Origin of the sequence: Oceanobacillus senegalensis (genome assembly GCF_900176885.1) — a bacterium.
Taxonomy (GTDB): Bacteria; Bacillota; Bacilli; order Bacillales; family Amphibacillaceae; genus Oceanobacillus; species Oceanobacillus senegalensis.
On sequence record NZ_LT839648.1, the window covers coordinates 3,334,498 to 3,350,892 of the forward strand.

17 protein-coding genes and 1 rRNA gene are annotated in these 16,395 nt (G+C 36.9%); 3 read left to right on the forward strand and 15 right to left on the reverse strand.

The features are described 5' to 3' along the window. Positions 1-8: 8 nt before the first annotated feature. Positions 9-1,573, reverse strand: a 16S ribosomal RNA gene (locus CAO17_RS16075). 322 nt (positions 1,574-1,895) lie between these two features. Next, positions 1,896-2,114 (reverse strand): hypothetical protein, encoded by a 219-nt coding sequence (locus tag CAO17_RS16080; RefSeq protein ID WP_085993617.1) that lies wholly within the window; start codon positions 2,112-2,114, stop codon positions 1,896-1,898. 190 nt (positions 2,115-2,304) lie between these two features. Here CAO17_RS16080 and pdaB point away from each other — a divergent pair, with 190 nt between their 5' ends. Continuing rightward, positions 2,305-3,054, forward strand: coding sequence for a polysaccharide deacetylase family sporulation protein PdaB (pdaB, locus tag CAO17_RS16085; protein WP_085993618.1), 750 nt, complete (start codon positions 2,305-2,307; stop codon positions 3,052-3,054). Positions 3,055-3,079: 25 nt separating this feature from the next. Here the strand turns inward: pdaB and CAO17_RS16090 are convergent, their stop codons facing one another. Continuing rightward, positions 3,080-3,733, reverse strand: a complete 654-nt coding sequence (locus CAO17_RS16090) for a KinB-signaling pathway activation protein (protein WP_085993619.1) — start codon at positions 3,731-3,733, stop codon at positions 3,080-3,082. A 142-nt stretch (positions 3,734-3,875) separates the two neighbouring features. Here CAO17_RS16090 and gerD point away from each other — a divergent pair, with 142 nt between their 5' ends. After that, positions 3,876-4,523, forward strand: a complete 648-nt coding sequence (gene gerD / locus CAO17_RS16095) for a spore germination lipoprotein GerD (protein ID WP_085993620.1) — start codon at positions 3,876-3,878, stop codon at positions 4,521-4,523. Between the two features lie 123 nt (positions 4,524-4,646). Here gerD and CAO17_RS16100 read toward each other — a convergent pair whose 3' ends face one another. Both CAO17_RS16100 and cwlD read right to left on the reverse strand, forming a co-directional pair. Continuing rightward, complete coding sequence (locus CAO17_RS16100; RefSeq protein WP_085993621.1) at positions 4,647-5,705, reverse strand: Mrp/NBP35 family ATP-binding protein; 1,059 nt, start codon at positions 5,703-5,705, stop codon at positions 4,647-4,649. Positions 5,706-5,793: 88 nt separating this feature from the next. Then, positions 5,794-6,522, reverse strand: a complete 729-nt coding sequence (gene cwlD / locus CAO17_RS16105; RefSeq protein ID WP_085993622.1) for an N-acetylmuramoyl-L-alanine amidase CwlD — start codon at positions 6,520-6,522, stop codon at positions 5,794-5,796. Between the two features lie 77 nt (positions 6,523-6,599). Here cwlD and CAO17_RS16110 point away from each other — a divergent pair, with 77 nt between their 5' ends. After that, on the forward strand, positions 6,600-7,079 hold the full coding sequence (locus CAO17_RS16110; RefSeq protein WP_245831860.1) for a DUF948 domain-containing protein: 480 nt from the start codon (positions 6,600-6,602) through the stop codon (positions 7,077-7,079). Between the two features lie 31 nt (positions 7,080-7,110). Here CAO17_RS16110 and CAO17_RS16115 read toward each other — a convergent pair whose 3' ends face one another. From CAO17_RS16115 to CAO17_RS16160, 10 genes are all read right to left on the reverse strand, one after another. Then, positions 7,111-7,323 (reverse strand): hypothetical protein, encoded by a 213-nt coding sequence (locus CAO17_RS16115; protein WP_085993624.1) that lies wholly within the window; start codon positions 7,321-7,323, stop codon positions 7,111-7,113. Then, entirely contained in the window at positions 7,307-7,765 is a 459-nt protein-coding gene (locus tag CAO17_RS16120; RefSeq protein ID WP_085993625.1) for a DUF948 domain-containing protein, read from the reverse strand. Before CAO17_RS16120 ends, CAO17_RS16115 begins: the two co-directional genes overlap by 17 nt. A 143-nt stretch (positions 7,766-7,908) precedes the next feature. Continuing rightward, positions 7,909-8,313, reverse strand: coding sequence for a DUF948 domain-containing protein (locus CAO17_RS16125; RefSeq protein WP_179151974.1), 405 nt, complete (start codon positions 8,311-8,313; stop codon positions 7,909-7,911). A 215-nt stretch (positions 8,314-8,528) separates the two neighbouring features. Beyond that, positions 8,529-9,764, reverse strand: a complete 1,236-nt coding sequence (locus CAO17_RS16130; protein WP_085993627.1) for an efflux RND transporter periplasmic adaptor subunit — start codon at positions 9,762-9,764, stop codon at positions 8,529-8,531. Continuing rightward, entirely contained in the window at positions 9,764-10,438 is a 675-nt protein-coding gene (locus tag CAO17_RS16135) for a hypothetical protein (protein ID WP_085993628.1), read from the reverse strand. The genes CAO17_RS16130 and CAO17_RS16135 overlap by 1 nt, the downstream gene beginning before the upstream one ends. Before the next feature lie 340 nt (positions 10,439-10,778). Next, positions 10,779-12,059, reverse strand: coding sequence for a TRAP transporter large permease (locus CAO17_RS16140; protein WP_085993629.1), 1,281 nt, complete (start codon positions 12,057-12,059; stop codon positions 10,779-10,781). Next, a complete protein-coding gene (locus tag CAO17_RS16145; protein WP_085993630.1) occupies positions 12,059-12,562 on the reverse strand; it encodes a TRAP transporter small permease in 504 nt (167 codons plus the stop codon). The genes CAO17_RS16140 and CAO17_RS16145 overlap by 1 nt, the downstream gene beginning before the upstream one ends. Positions 12,563-12,625: 63 nt before the next feature. After that, complete coding sequence (locus tag CAO17_RS16150; protein WP_085993631.1) at positions 12,626-13,654, reverse strand: TRAP transporter substrate-binding protein; 1,029 nt, start codon at positions 13,652-13,654, stop codon at positions 12,626-12,628. A 204-nt stretch (positions 13,655-13,858) separates the two neighbouring features. Then, positions 13,859-14,869, reverse strand: a complete 1,011-nt coding sequence (locus tag CAO17_RS16155; RefSeq protein WP_143833772.1) for a Gfo/Idh/MocA family protein — start codon at positions 14,867-14,869, stop codon at positions 13,859-13,861. Between the two features lie 76 nt (positions 14,870-14,945). Then, a complete protein-coding gene (locus CAO17_RS16160) occupies positions 14,946-16,310 on the reverse strand; it encodes a hypothetical protein (protein WP_085993633.1) in 1,365 nt (454 codons plus the stop codon). Positions 16,311-16,395: the final 85 nt, after the last annotated feature.

A 16,395-nucleotide genomic window follows, 5' to 3' on the forward strand; every position in this document is an offset into this window, starting at 1 on the left:
TTCCTTAGAAAGGAGGTGATCCAGCCGCACCTTCCGATACGGCTACCTTGTTACGACTTCACCCCAATCATTGGTCCCACCTTCGGCGGCTGGCTCCAAAAGGTTACCTCACCGACTTCGGGTGTTACCAACTCTCGTGGTGTGACGGGCGGTGTGTACAAGACCCGGGAACGTATTCACCGCGGCATGCTGATCCGCGATTACTAGCGATTCCGGCTTCATGTAGGCGAGTTGCAGCCTACAATCCGAACTGAGAATGGTTTTATGGGATTTGCTTGACCTCACGGTTTCGCTTCCCTTTGTACCATCCATTGTAGCACGTGTGTAGCCCAGGTCATAAGGGGCATGATGATTTGACGTCATCCCCACCTTCCTCCGGTTTGTCACCGGCAGTCACCTTAGAGTGCCCAACTGAATGCTGGCAACTAAGATCAAGGGTTGCGCTCGTTGCGGGACTTAACCCAACATCTCACGACACGAGCTGACGACAACCATGCACCACCTGTCACTCTGTCCCCGAAGGGAAAATCCTATCTCTAGGAGTGTCAGAGGATGTCAAGACCTGGTAAGGTTCTTCGCGTTGCTTCGAATTAAACCACATGCTCCACCGCTTGTGCGGGTCCCCGTCAATTCTTTTGAGTTTCAGCCTTGCGGCCGTACTCCCCAGGCGGAGTGCTTAATGCGTTAACTTCAGCACTAAAGGGCGGAAACCCTCTAACACCTAGCACTCATCGTTTACGGCGTGGACTACCAGGGTATCTAATCCTGTTCGCTACCCACGCTTTCGCTCCTCAGCGTCAGTTACAGACCAGAGAGTCGCCTTCGCCACTGGTGTTCCTCCACATCTCTACGCATTTCACCGCTACACGTGGAATTCCACTCTCCTCTTCTGTACTCAAGTCCTCCAGTTTCCAATGACCGCTCACGGTTAAGCCGCAAGATTTCACATCAGACTTAAAAGACCGCCTGCGAGCGCTTTACGCCCAATAAATCCGGACAACGCTTGCCACCTACGTATTACCGCGGCTGCTGGCACGTAGTTAGCCGTGGCTTTCTGGTTAGGTACCGTCAAGGTATGATCAGTTACTATCATACTTGTTCTTCCCTAACAACAGAGTTTTACGATCCGAAAACCTTCTTCACTCACGCGGCGTTGCTCCGTCAGACTTTCGTCCATTGCGGAAGATTCCCTACTGCTGCCTCCCGTAGGAGTCTGGGCCGTGTCTCAGTCCCAGTGTGGCCGATCACCCTCTCAGGTCGGCTACGCATCGTCGCCTTGGTGAGCCTTTACCTCACCAACTAACTAATGCGCCGCGGGCCCATCTGTAAGTGACAGCCGAAGCCGTCTTTCAAACTCTCCATCATGCGATGGAAAGTATTATCCGGTATTAGCTCACGTTTCCGCAAGTTATCCCAATCTTACAGGCAGGTTGCCCACGTGTTACTCACCCGTCCGCCGCTCGTTCCACTAACGTCACCCCCGAAGGGGATCGGTTAGCTTCCCGCGCTCGACTTGCATGTATTAGGCACGCCGCCAGCGTTCGTCCTGAGCCAAGATCAAACTCTCCAAAAAAGTTTGTATAGAATTAACACCAATTAACTCTATGTCTTAGCTATAGTTAAAAGAAAAACGAATTCCTTTTAATATCTTAACATACTGGTTGTTTTGTTCAGTTTTCAAAGAGCAATTTGTTTTTCGTCGTTTATTAGCGACAAAATATAATTTACCATGTTTTATATTTGTTGTCAACACTTAATTCGATAAAATGTATTATCTTTCTCGGTATATCTCGTGACAACGACAAAAAACACTATAGCACATATATGTATTGGTTGCAATAAGGATTTACGAAGAAAAAATATTCAAATTAATAAAGCGTTTTTCTTAGTATACATTAAATTTGTACACGCTTTGGTATGTATTTCAAACATTCCTTTTCACTTGCTAAGCGCCTTAATAATTGAAAGAGTGTTTTATATCTCTTTCTCATCGCCTCTTTAACATTTTTATCAATTCGAGAATCCTCTATGTCCATAAGAATCTCTTCTAACTCCCTTTTTATTAAATACTCCAATTCTTTTTGCTCCATTTCATTTATTAATAACCCTAACATCAATTTCACCTCAAATGTTTTCCGAATTAAATTACAATGAATCGATTAAGTAATCTTTGATTACTATTCCCTTATTTTCCTCATTTCTATCCCCTTTTTCTAAAAAAACTATTCTATTGGGCTTGTTCATATTTTTGCAGTCCCCTCATACAATGTATTAAAGTATTTTGTCAGTTTGGGGGATTGGTGGATGAAACATTTTTATGTATGGAAATTTAGACGTTTCAAAAGGTGGTTACTTATTGCAATACTAGCCTTTGCTTCAGCATTATTTCTTTGGATCAGTGATAATGGTGCATTTTCCAAGGATAAACCAGTAGCCATCACAAAAGGTAGTTCAGATGAACCTAATATTGGATTAACATTTAATATTAGCTGGGGCGATGAGCGCATTCATGATATTCTAGAGCAGTTGGAAAAAAACCAAACCCAAGCAACTTTTTTTGTAAGTGGAGAATGGGCTGAACGTCATCCGACTATTTTAGAAAAGATTTCGGAGGGTAATCACGAATTAGGAATGTTAGGTTATCGATACAAAAGCTATATTGACCAAGAAATTGAGCAGGTAAGAAGTGATTTAATAAGTGCGAAAGAAGTATTTGAAAAGCTAGGATATGAAGATATGGAGCTTTTACGTCCTCCTAACGGCCACTTCGATGAGGAGATTCTTAAACTTGCCGAAGAAATGAATTTCCAAGTCGTTCATTGGAATATTAATCCGAATGATTGGAAAAACCCTGGAACACAAGTCATTGTTGATAAGGTCATGAAGGAGACGAAGAATGGAGATATTATTTTATTACATGCTTCAGATTCAGTTAAACAAACATCAGAGGCATTAGAAACCATACTTCCTGGATTAAAAAACAAAGGCTTTCAATTTGTGCCCATTTCTGAAATCATCACTCAGGCACATGCTAAATCTAAGATAGTTGATTAAAAAACCACCAAACTTGGTGGTTTTTTTACGCCTTAGTTGTTTTAGTTTTTGTTTGCGACTGAGATTTAGACTTTGCTCGTTCCTCTTCCATTGATTTTTGACTATAACGGTGTAAAGCAAGAATCTGAAACGTATTACAAGCTAAAAGGGGAGCTATCATTAACCACGCATAATCCGTACCATCAGCCTGTAAACCTGGGACCCATTCAATTGTTGTCATGACAATCATAAAAAACAAAGTAGGAATAAATGCAGTCTTTTTCGTTTCCTTTACCTTTTTCATAGCAACTAACCAGCTATATCCAAGAAGACCGAGGGACATTAATATATACCAAAAAATAGACACTTCTCCTTTTGTTGCTTGATAAGGAAAATATACTAAATCGAATAAAACAAATAAAATTAATAATACCTGTACGATTGGCCAAAATGAACGAAACAAATTTAGCCCAAAACGATTTATAAACAAATAAGCAAAGAATCCAGTCATACTTACAGCACTAAAAGTTATTCCAAGTCCTATATTAAAGAGAATTAAACCTACAAGTTCCTTAAAATTAAATGGACTTATATTTGCCATATACACTTCACTTTGTATAAAAAAGCTTATTAAAAGCCCCGCTAAACCGCCAATGACTGCTGTTCGGACAAAGAGATTTACAATGTATTTTATTTTCAATGCATTTCCTCCTACAGTTGCACAAATAATATGTAATGTAGTACATGCGTTATTTTAACATGAAGTAAGTTATTTTTCCTACATTAAGCGTATAGTTTATATATTGTCATCCATATTAATGATATACGAAAGGGTGATCCTAATGATTCGTATTGCTCATGTGACAATTGTAGGATTCTGCCTCTTGTTTTTAGCCGCATGTGGCGGAGGTGGAAATACCTCTGGCAATGAAGGCGACTATGACCAAACCAAAAAAATGGTTATCGATATAATTAAAACAGAAGAAGGAAAAAAGGCGCTTACCGATACATTGTCCGATGAAAAACTAAAACAAGAATTAGTCATGAATTCGGAAGTCGTTAAAAACACAATAAATGAAACTCTTGTCTCTGATAAAGGTAAGAAGATGTGGCAAAAGCTATTTGAAGACCCAAAATTTGTAGAAGGCTTTGCCAAATCCATGGAAGAATCACAAATGGAATTACAAAAGAAATTAATGAGTGATTCTGAATACCAAAAGAAAATGCTTGAACTACTGCAAAATCCAGAAATTACCGATCAAATTTTAAGTGTTTTAAAAGGACAGCAATTTCGAGCGCACTTAGAAGAAACCATTCAACAAACACTAGAAACTCCAACCTTTCAAGCAAAAATACAAGAAATATTATTAAAAGCCGCCGAAGAACAAGCCAAAGGTAAGGGCGGTGGAGGCTCTGAAAAGGGTGGAGGAAGTGGTGAAAGTGGTGGCGGAAAGCAGGATGAAGGAGGAGGCGGTGGAGGAAGCGCATAACGCTTCCCTTATTCCTCTGATTTATACACACATTGACCACCCCTGAATTCGAATCAGGCTAACAGTAATTTCTTACCAAAGGTAAAGAAGAGGACGTCAGTAAGAGACGTCCTCTTCTTTATTTTACTCTTCCATCTTCGCAATAACTTTAGCTGCTATTTTATGATATTCTTTTCCATTCGGATGATCTTCTTGGTATACGGATGGTGCAAATACATCTTCCTCCATGTACGGTTGCTGAAGTTCTAAATTGCCAAGCACCTTTGTTTGAAGAGCTTCTGCAAGTTTTTCTCCTCCACCTTGTCCAAATACATGTTCTTTTTCCCCAGTCTTTTTGCTGACAAAATAGGACATATTTTCAATAACACCAAGAATTTCGTGATCTGTTTTTAATGCCATTTGTCCCGCTCGCGCTGCAACAAATGCTGCAGTTGGATGTGGTGTAGTAACGATTACTTCCTTGCATGTTGGTAATAATTCATGTACATCCATAGCAATATCACCTGTTCCAGGAGGTAAATCAAGTAATAAGTAGTCTAGTTCTCCCCACTCTACTTCGCTGAAGAAGCTATTTAGCATTTTACCTAACATAGGACCACGCCAAATGATTGGAGAATTATCCTCAACAAAGAAGCCCATGGAAATAACTTTAACTCCAAAACGTTCTACAGGAATAATTTTTTTACCGCGAACTTGAGGACGGTTCTCAATGCCCATCATGTCAGGAACACTAAAACCGTAGATATCCGCATCAATAATCCCTACTTTTTTCCCAAGTCGCATTAATGCCATAGCAAGGTTGACTGTAACAGTTGATTTTCCAACGCCACCTTTACCACTTGCTACAGCAATAAATTTCGTATTAGCATTGCCACCCATCAGTTTAGCTTCTTTCTCTTTTTCAGCTGCTGGCTGGAATTTTCTAATGATATCTTCAGGTAATTGTTCAAATCTCAACCCAACCGTATTGGCACCATTTTTCTTTAAGATTCCAACAATTTCTTGCTGCATTTGCATTTGTTCACCTGTATTTGTTTTAGATATACCGATTTTTACACTAATGTGTTTTTTATCTTCCTTAATCGTAATATCTCTAATTCCATCTGTTTCTTCTAAAGTTTTATGTAAAAATGGGTCTTGTACTGGATTTAGTAGTTGAACCACTTCTTCTTTTGTAAGCAAACTAATTCACCATCCCTTTGTTTTATGCATCATACTTAACTGTTACGTCTAGTATAACATAAATTGAGAAAAATCTAAGTGATGTGAATCATTCCTCACCTTCGTTTTCCATATCTTCAGTGGTGTATCTTAAAATCCCCTCGTAAATACTAAAAGCCATTTTCTCTTGATAATCATCCTGTTTAAGCAATTCACGCTCATCAGCATTGGATAAAAATCCGATTTCAACTAATGCTCCAGGAACCTCCGCATATTTTAATAAATACATTCCATTTTTCACAAGTGCTTCCCTATTTGTATTTTCTAAATTACGAATAATTTCTGCTTGTATCATCTTTGCTAAATGTTTATTTTCATCTAAACTTGGGTAATAAAAAGACTGTGCGCCTCTCCACCGTGTTGAAGACAAGGCATTTAGATGTATGCTAAGGAATAGATGTGGTTCATTCTCATGGATAAATTTCATTCGCCTACGTATATCCTCTGCTTTTCTACGAGATAAACCCTTTGTATTCTCATCAGCTAAATCTGTATCCTCTTCCCTAGTTAAGTACACTACAGCTCCAGATTGTTGCAAAAAGTTTTGGAGTTTTTTTGATACAGAAAGTGTAATATCTTCTTCGGTCGTTCCATCCTTCCCAACCGCTCCACCATCAGGGCCCCCATGTCCTGGGTCAATTACTATGGTCTTCCCAGATAACGGTAAAGAAAAGCTTGAGTTCCAAGCACTTTGACTTTGATTCATTGGAAGCTGAATCAGAAAGATCAATAAAGCAACCCCTAATAACCATGCACCAATATTAATAGTCCGTTTCATCCATCTCGCCCCTTTATCTTGACTACGAACATTTTATGGGACAAGGTAAAAGTTTATGACTAATTGCAAAATGTGGTATGCTAAAAAAGGAAATGCATAATATATCTAATGTTGTAGATTGTGGAAAAAAGACGAAAGGGGGCAGAAATATGCTATGGCTTGGTATCGGCGTGCTGGTAATCGGCGTTGCCCTACTGTTACTAACCTTTGTACTCATCAAGCCACTCCTCAAATTATCAGGTGTGCTTGGCAGTTTACAGAAAACGACAGACACCTTACCAAAAGCAGTGGAGGGTATAACTACTCAAACAAAAGAGGTAATTGGTACTGGTACTCAGACATTGAACCAAATCAATGCGCAAGTGAAGGAATTAAGTCCAATGTTTAATATAGTAGGAGACATAGGACGAGCAACTAACCAATTGAGCTCTTCTATCGTTCAAAAAATGGAGCACTTAAAAGAAAAAACAGTTACATCAAAAGAGGTATCGACTAGTAAAAATCTAAAGGGATTCTACGGATTAATTGCACTAGTATATTTATTATTGAAAAAATAGGATGTACCAAATTTCCGGTACATCCTATTTTTCATATCCTTTGATTGACTTCCTGTTTTATTTCCTTAAAAGTCTCCGCTCGCTTTTTACCGTCCATGAAAAATTTATGATCGATAGCTTTCCATTTCCCCTTTATATTGTTAGCGGACTTTCCCTGTAATAAACAAGTCACGATACAACCAATGGAAATAGCACTTAGCACACCAGCCGTAATTGAAATTTCCTTTTTACTCTTGGTTTTCATTCGCAGTCGTTCCTTCTTCCTTTTTTGACTTATTCCTCTTTCTCAACCAATAGTATGCTAAAGCAAAGGTCCCATATAAACCCCCAACATTATTTTTATCTGTAACATCTGCCGCACCTGCTGTTTTACTTTTTACTGTCTCTGTAACATCCGCGATAGAAGAGGAGAATTTTCGAGTTATATTTCCAACATCACCTACAACATAAAATAAAGGACTTAATTGTCGTAATTTATCATTTACATCTGATAATGTATTATTGCTCTCACTTATCATATCACCTGTTTTTTTCATAATATCATCCATTTGCTTTGGCAGTTGCTCTACCGTTTTATCGACACCTTTTAACACATTTGCCAAATTATTTAAAGCATGTCCAATAAAAATAGACAAAATTAACAAAGCTACTCCAATAATAATGACGCCAATTCCTATTAAAGTCATGAACCATCACTTTCCCTTCTAATTCTATATGTAACTAATTTGTCTTTTTTGATAGATGAAAAAAGTAAAATATACGTCATTCCAACAAGTAATAGTAACAGGAATGGTCAGCACCACTACAAGCTAAAGCTGTAGGCCGGTGCTTACACTTTTGTTTTTTTAAATACTTGCGTCAGTGCTTCTCCCCACTTAATCAACTCAACTGTTGGTTTGAGCTGCTTTTGAAATTGTTCATCGGTTATTTTTTCTTTGTAATTTTTATATGTGTCATTCAAACTATTAATCGATTTACCGACATTATCAACCGAGTCAAATACACTATCCGTTGCATTCATGTTTTCCTCTAATTCATCCACGGTTTGCTGTGCTTCTTTGATAGTTGTCATTAATTGCGGTGTAATGTATCCAAACTGTTCCTCAACATCTTTTAACGTATAACCAAGCGACCTTGTTACATCTGTTAAGCGCTTAAGAAAAACAGAAATGTAAATAGCTGATATGAAGAATGCAATGGAACAAATCAAGATACCAAAATATACGATTTCCACTATGTTTGCCTCCTTTTATAGAGATAGTATAACATTAGCACTAGGAAATAATGAAAAGCAATATTCCAAACCTATCTAATGTCCTATGACGCTATCCAAACTTATTAAAATAAGGACTTCAATCTTTTATTAGGTAATAAAAGATAAATTGTTAGATATCTCGAATTCTTCTCGGGTCTTACAACCATTTAATCACGTGATAAATTATAAGCTGCTTATCTAGATAATAAACCTGTTATTAAATACCTTTTCCAATTATTATTTTCTGATGCTAAAGAATCTCGACTGAGGTAATTAAATTCTAATGGGGTAATAAAGATTGCTCCATTTCGAAATTGCCTCATAGGTTTTTCTGCAACATAATCATTCTTTTGTACACCATTTGTCACTTCGACCATATGATCCATAACGATACCAGTTTCAACAATCTCATTTATCATCGTACCGCTTTCTGTCATTTTCCATACAGACTTTTTATGAACCGCATTTTCTGACAAAGCTAATGCATCTAGAGACTCCTTCACCGTTACTACTAACTCCGTGTGATAACCAGATTTTAAATTTGTTAAACTCGCTTCTTCATTAAGTGATACGGAGAATGGATAAATACTTTCTCCATGTAACTGCACATTTTTTGGTGAGTTACTAATCTGTTCGATTGTCCCTTCCAGCGGTTCCTCTTTATCTCCTGTAATTACCTCCACTGGTAAACCCTGTTCTACTTTCCTTCGTTCATCTTCCGTAAGCTCACCTGCAACCTTAAGATTGGAGCTCTCTATGGTTAAAATCGGATCCTCTAGTGCAGTATTAATAAATGTAATGTTTCCATCATAGGGACTTTCTACTGTAATAGAATCACCTGTACTACGAAGCTCCATTAGTTGATCTTCTACATAGGCTAATTCCGCTTGTTTTTGCTTCAATTCCTTATCCTTTTCGATTAGGTATTGCTGTTTAATCATTTCCGCTTCTTTTGTTGACTGAGGTAATTCGACCTCAATTTCTATCTGTTCTTCCCTAACATCGAAATTTGCTAATCCATCAGCACGATTATTCGACACAGATTGCATTTCCATCGAATCTATAGCAGCTTCAATGGAGTCAACTTCATCTTCCAATTGATCGATTTTAGATAACAACTGTGATTCAACTTGACCATATTGATAAACCTTATATGTAAATAACGGATCACCAATAGTTACACGATCCCCTTCTTCCACTAAAAAGGTTTCAAAGTTCCCAAGACTTTTATCGAAATACAAATGATCCTTAATTTGAGAAGTAAACACACCATCCGTATGGAGTGTTTCACGTAAGTCTTGTGTTTTCGGCTTTGACCAGCTATCAATATAAGAAATTCGATCAATTTTCCCTTCATCATCTGCTTTAACAAGATAGAGATTAGTACCTATAAACAATATGGTAGCCATTAAAATTATACGCCTTTTCATTAATTAAACCACCCACTTATTAAATAAGAATCACTATAAGCAAATAACGCAGCAAAACACCATCCAAAAATATGTAACAAAATAATATTAATCCATATGATATACTTTTTCGTAGCAGATAGATTCATAATAAATTTCCCTTGAAACCAAATGACCCATAATTGAAATAAGGAGATAGAGCCAAAAAAGGCGATGATCCAAGGTGTGTCTGTTAGATAGGATGCTATAATTCCGAATGACAATGGCGATACATACCAATCCAAACCAATAAATAATGCCAAGGGAATCCAAATAATTCTCTCTATTAACATGACAGTTAAAACAATTTGCTGCATAATAAGTAGCTTCTGATACGGGATATCGGTTAAAAGATAGAATAAGAGACTAGGTACAAATAAAATAAGTAAAGCAAATAATCCCCCAAAAAGGGTCCTTCCTACAACAAACCAAAATTTACTCACTTCATACTCCACTGTGGTTAGTGTAGTAGCATGCTCTGAGATTAAATTCGTTCCCATACCAAAATAGGCCATGAAGGTATATAAAAACAGACTGAAAAGAATTAGGAAAATCGTAGTCTTCCACTGGTTTTTAATCTCCTCCGCCTTTCCAATCCGATATAAATGGTCGTCCGTAAAACGAAAAAAGCCTAAAATGTTTGTATAATATGTCATTTTTCTACATCCTTTTTATCCATTAGCTTCCATATCTTTCATTTTATCGCATTATTCTATAAAAAACTATGAATATTCCGCTTCTAGAAAAAATAGTAGATTTGGCATAGAAATTGACGAACCTTGTTCCGTACAGAAAATAACATTTCTTTATTCGACAACAAATACAATTTTCACTATTCATGGCGAAATGTGTTATTAACATAAAGTTAATCTTCAATATTTTAGATTAATAAGCAAATACTTCCACTCCTAATCTAATCTTCCATAAAATATAAAACACCCCTATCAAATTAATGATAGAGGCATTCACTTTCAATCATATATTGGCTATTTTATATTATTGCCCCAAGATATCCGGTAACCATAGTGAAAAGCTAGGTATAAAGGCAACAAGTAATACCACAAGAATCATGACAAGATAGAAAGGTAATAAACCTTTTGTAGCATTCTCAATAGAGATTCTACCAATGGCTGACCCCACAAAGAGTACAGTCCCAACTGGTGGTGTAATTAAACCTACACCTAAACATAAGATTAATAGAACCCCAAAGTGAATTGGATCCATACCAACACTTGTCGCAACTGGTAGAAGGATTGGTGTGGCAATTAGAATAAGTGGTGCCATATCCATAATCATACCTAAGAGTAGCAAAATAATAACAATTAATAAGACTGTTATAGCATCATTCGGAGATATGCTGATTAATGCATCAGATACCATTGCTGGAACTCTTAGCAATGCTAACAGCCATCCAAATGCAGAAGAAGCAGCAATCAAGAATAACACCATTGCGAGGGTTTTAAATGATCTTTGAAGAATAACTCCCATTTTGGTAAGCTTGATGTCACGATATACAAAAAAGGTAATAATAAATGCGTATAGTGTCCCAATTGCAGCTGACTCTGTAACGGTGAAAAATCCACTCAATATACCACCAAGAATAATGACTATCGTAAATAACCCTAATAGACCTTCCCAAACAATTCTAGGAATTTCTTCCTTTTTTACAGGTTCACCAACTGGATACTTTCTCTTTACAGCAAGATAATAAGTTAAAATCATTAAAACAAGTCCAAGTAATAAACCCGGAACAAGTCCACCCATAAACAATCCACCGATTGACACTCCACCCGCTGCTGTGGAATAGATAATCATATTATGACTTGGTGGAATCAATACACCTTGGGCTGAACTAGAAACGGTTACAGCCACAGAGAAATTAGAATCGTATCCCTGTTTTTTCATCATTGGTATCATAACAGATCCAACAGAAGAGGTATCAGCAATCGCCGATCCTGAAATACCACCAAAGAATGTACTTGCTAATACGTTTACCATAGCAAGTCCACCTCTAATTTTCCCGATAATAACATTAGCTAGATTAATTAACCTTCGGGATATTCCACCCTCATTCATAATTTCACCAGCAATAATAAAGAAAGGAATTGCCAACAAGGAGAAGGAATTTAGTCCAGCTGCCATTCGTTGAATAATAGCGGCCAAGTCTATATCCATATATATTCCTGTTGCAAGTGAAGATAATATAAGGGAAAGTGCAATAGGGACTCTACATATAATTAGTAATAAAAAGCTTCCTAATAAAATCCATACTTCCATTATTCTGCCCCCTCACTTCCGTCTTCTAATTCTTGATGCATACCTTTAACAAAAAGTAATTCTATACCATTAAGCAATACAAAGAATCCTGTAACTGGAATAACTCCATATAGAACACTTGAAGGTAATCCAGTGGCTGGCATTGTTGAATTACTTGTCAACATCGTAAATTGCCAACCATAATAAAGCAGAATAACTCCAAAACCTATTACAAGAATCTTCGCAAAATAATCAAACATATCCTGAACTTTCTCTGGTAATCGATCGATAATCAATCCAACACCAATATGAAGCTTTTCTCTAAATCCATAGGAAATCCCTAAGAAACTTACCCAAACAAATAACATTCGAGAAATTTCTTCACTCCATGCTGGCGCAGATCCCAAAATCTGCCGAGAAAAAACTTGGTATATAATGATAATAACCATTGCAGCAAGTATGGTTAGAGAAGCGACTAAGATTACCCGATTCAGGCCGTCTATGACTGCTTTTAAAGCTTTCATGTCACAACCCACTCCTTTTATATTAAGAGAGGAGTGAGGAATTCCTCACCCCCCTATAAGAATTTATTTCGTCAGTTTATCAATCCAATCACCGTATTGCTCACCAAATTCATCATATACAGGTTGAACAGCTTCTCTCCATGCAGAGATATCTTCCACTTCTGTTAATTCACTTCCAGCTTCAGTTACAGCCTTTTTAGCTTCTTCTGTTAATTCTGCCCACGCTTCACGTTGAACGGCAACGGACTCTAGTGCTGCTTCTTGGAAAGCTTGTTTATCTTCCTCACTTAACTCATCCCATAAACTTTGGGATGCAAGTAAAACTTCTGGTGTACCTTGGTAACCATTTACTGTAAAATATGGTGCTACCTCATAATGTCCTGCAGTGTAATAACTAGGGAAATTATTTTCTGCCCCATCAATTACTCCTGTTTGTAATGCTGAGTAAACTTCACCATATTCCATTGGTGTAGCTGATGCACCTAACGCTTCCACAATAGAAATAGCTAGGTCAGATGATTGCACACGAATTTGTAAACCTTCCATATCTTCTGGAGTTGATACAGGGCGAACAGAGTTATAGAAACTTCTTTCTCCTGAATCATAGAACGCTAACCCTTTCAAACCGGATCCATCTAAAGTACCTAATAGTTCTTGTCCAACTTCACCATTTAACTTTTCCCATTTTGACTCTTCATCTTCGAATAGGTATGGCATGGATAAGACACCAATTTCTTCAGAGAACTGAGTTAATGGAATCGCATTCACTCTAGCTAAATCAATCGTACCTAATTGTACTTGTTCTAATACTTCCGATTCTTCCCCTAATTGTCCACCAGAATATACTTCTATTTTATAACGACCATCCGTCTTCTCTTCTACTAATTTAGCAAATTCTTTATCCCCAATTGTTGTTGGATAGTCTTCTGGGTGGTTCTCAGCTAAAGTTAGTGTAATCGTTTCTCCGCTATCTGAAGAACCGTCATTCCCTTCTGCATCATCTGCAGAATCAGAGTCGCCTCCACCACAAGCTGCTAAAACTAAACCGACAAAAAGAGCCAACAACAATAGTGATATCGCTTTCTTTTTCATTTAATTTACCCCCATTTGTTAATAATTTAGATAAAGCATATGCATTACTAAAATAAATGTATGCTAGCCATCCCCACCTTATCTATTATATATTTTGTTCAGCAAACAAACTATCAACTTACTGATTATTATTATAAATGCAAGCGCTTCACTTTTCAAGACTTTTAATAGAGTATTTTTTAATACTCTATTAAAAGTAGTGCTTTATACATTTATCTTTTTTTCTAGTTCAATAGATTTAAAGCATGCATCCAATACTTTTGCATTATTAACCGTATTCTCAAAATCATGTTCTAGATCTTTTAAACTATATTTGTCTAATATAGCATGAGAAATATGCTCCACTTCATTACGATACTGGTCTGTTCCCACAGATATCGTTTCTGTTTTTGAAAAATTACCCTTTTCTACTACAATTATACCGTCTCCACCAAACCAATCTGGTCGAAATGCTCTTGGAACCATGATTCTACCTTCCGTTCCGATTACCTCATATTCACTTCTTTTAGAAAGCCCAAAACTCACATCAAATACTGCTCTTACTCCACCAGGGAAGGTTAAATAAGACACTACGTCTGTTTCCACTTGATACTCAGGGTCTTTTACTGCATGCACATGTACAGTATTTGGCTCTGCTTGAAGTATATTTCTTATGGCGTGAATGCTATAACACCCAACATCATAAATACTTCCTCCGCCTTTTTCAGGGATCATTTTTATATTGTTTTCTTTTTGCGCTAAATTGAAGGAAAAGGCTGACCGTATAAATTTCACCTCACCAATTTCACCTGATTCGATTATTTCACGAACACGTTTATGTTGTGGATGGAAGTAGTACATAAAGCCCTCCATAAACAGGACTCCTTCCTCCTCACAAACCTGCTTCATTTCTAATACATCTTCCGCATTTAATGCAGCAGGCTTCTCACATAAAATATGCTTTTTCTTTCGTGCTGCTTCCATCACCCACTTTTTATGAAGATGATTGGGAAGTGGAATATAAACTCCATCAATTTCAGGGTCATCCAATAATTTCTCATAGCTATCATACGTCTTCTCAATATCAAATTGCTCCGCTACAGCTTTTGCCTTCTCGATTCCGCTACTTGTTGCAATTCCGGTTACCTTCGCATTGGCAGCCCTTTTAAATGCTGGAATCAATTCATTCTGCGCAATTTTTGCGGTACTTAAAATCCCCCATCTAACCTGTTTCATCATTACCACTCCTTATTCTAGATTTGACTTCATTCTACAAAGGCATAAATACAATGAAATATACAAAAAGACTCTTTTATAATAAAAGATAAGCAACAATAGACCCTACTAGGCCACAAGTAAAGGCATATGGCAGGTTAAGCATGGTAATACGATAAGGATTTTGACCTGTGTTCATGGATGTTAATTGTACAATCAATCCGTATGACCCAACTGTTAATGTTGCAACCGCACTAGTAGCAAGTACAATAGCCAAGCTTACTGGATTTAGGAATTCTAATAGGGTTGCAATAACCCCACTTAAAATCCCGATTGTTGCAATTGGGTGGACCCCAAATAAGCTTAAGAATATAAAAATTAGTTGAATACATATAAAAATAACAAATGGATAATCCAAAAAAGCAATAATTGGTGTTTGAATAAAGTCTAAAAATGGTGTCCCATCAATACTATTGGCGAAAAACGCCAATGAAATAAATAAAACAATAAAGTTCTGCATCGTATTCGTTTTTTCTTTCCACGTCTTCCATCCAATAGCCCAGAAGCTTCGGAATCGCTTCATTAATAGCGACCAAATAGCAGCAAATGGGAATATAAGAATCGTAACAGTAAAGATAAAGTCTAAGTTTAAAAGACTTCCTAATGTAATAACCAATGTTAGAAACAATACAAGTGCCACCATTAAATGTATTAATTTACTCATTAACTTCTTCTTATCGATTATCTTTGTATTTGAGGGGTTATAATCCACTTTTCTAAAATAAAATTTCCCCCACAATGAATCAAGAACATAGGTGATAAATGCAATTAACAAAAGCCATGGGAGTAATGAAACATAATCTACACCCGTAGTAAAGATAGAAACAGCAAGCAGTATCTCTAATGGACTCCATAGTAAGGCAAGCGTATATCCTCTTAACGTTGCTGTACTAATAAAGGAGTCTTTTATCTTCTTATTGAGACTACTAAGATTCTTTTTTAAAACATCTTGTGAAATGATAGCTGCTGACAAATTTAGAAATGCCGCTAACGTAAGTGTAGTGGCAGAGCTACGTGGATAAAGATTTCCTAGATTACTAACATTTGCGTTTAGCAGATTATTTAAACTGCGGTCAAATCTACCACTCCTCACCACACTATTCATCCACGGTAGCATAGCCAACAACGTTAGCAATGACACGTTAGATGTCATGAGTTCTGGTATATCTAAAATAGAATAGCTTGTAGTGGTAAAAACAATACCACCTACTGCAATAAATATTAATCCAAGTATTCTAAATAGACCAGATGCCCCTTGAAAGGAAATAATTAGCATGACAATTGCTAGAACCCCTATAATATAGTTAAGGACTTCATTTTGTAAAAACACATTAAAAATATGAAGAATAAATACAAAAGAATAGTAGATATATAGATATTGAGAAATCCTTAAGTTTCCCATCTTCGCCTCCCCTTAATACTTGTAATAAATATTTGTTTGGATAACAAACAAAGAAACAGATATATTCATCATATCTGTAGGCGCT

Excerpts from the sequence above, each read along its gene's own strand:
- CAO17_RS16115 (WP_085993624.1), bottom strand. The coding sequence starts at position 7,323 with ATGAAAACCAAGAGTAAAAAGGAAATTTCAATTACGGCTGGTGTGCTA.
- CAO17_RS16110 (WP_245831860.1), top strand. The coding sequence starts at position 6,600 with ATGCTAAAAAAGGAAATGCATAATATATCTAATGTTGTAGATTGTGGA.
- CAO17_RS16130 (WP_085993627.1), bottom strand. The coding sequence starts at position 9,764 with ATGAAAAGGCGTATAATTTTAATGGCTACCATATTGTTTATAGGTACT.
- CAO17_RS16145 (WP_085993630.1), bottom strand. The coding sequence starts at position 12,562 with ATGAAAGCTTTAAAAGCAGTCATAGACGGCCTGAATCGGGTAATCTTA.
- CAO17_RS16135 (WP_085993628.1), bottom strand. The coding sequence starts at position 10,438 with ATGACATATTATACAAACATTTTAGGCTTTTTTCGTTTTACGGACGAC.
- CAO17_RS16150 (WP_085993631.1), bottom strand. The coding sequence starts at position 13,654 with ATGAAAAAGAAAGCGATATCACTATTGTTGTTGGCTCTTTTTGTCGGT.
- CAO17_RS16155 (WP_143833772.1), bottom strand. The coding sequence starts at position 14,869 with ATGAAACAGGTTAGATGGGGGATTTTAAGTACCGCAAAAATTGCGCAG.
- CAO17_RS16140 (WP_085993629.1), bottom strand. The coding sequence starts at position 12,059 with ATGGAAGTATGGATTTTATTAGGAAGCTTTTTATTACTAATTATATGT.
- pdaB (WP_085993618.1), top strand. The coding sequence starts at position 2,305 with ATGAAACATTTTTATGTATGGAAATTTAGACGTTTCAAAAGGTGGTTA.
- cwlD (WP_085993622.1), bottom strand. The coding sequence starts at position 6,522 with ATGAAACGGACTATTAATATTGGTGCATGGTTATTAGGGGTTGCTTTA.
- CAO17_RS16160 (WP_085993633.1), bottom strand. The coding sequence starts at position 16,310 with ATGGGAAACTTAAGGATTTCTCAATATCTATATATCTACTATTCTTTT.
- CAO17_RS16080 (WP_085993617.1), bottom strand. The coding sequence starts at position 2,114 with ATGTTAGGGTTATTAATAAATGAAATGGAGCAAAAAGAATTGGAGTAT.
- gerD (WP_085993620.1), top strand. The coding sequence starts at position 3,876 with ATGATTCGTATTGCTCATGTGACAATTGTAGGATTCTGCCTCTTGTTT.
- CAO17_RS16120 (WP_085993625.1), bottom strand. The coding sequence starts at position 7,765 with ATGACTTTAATAGGAATTGGCGTCATTATTATTGGAGTAGCTTTGTTA.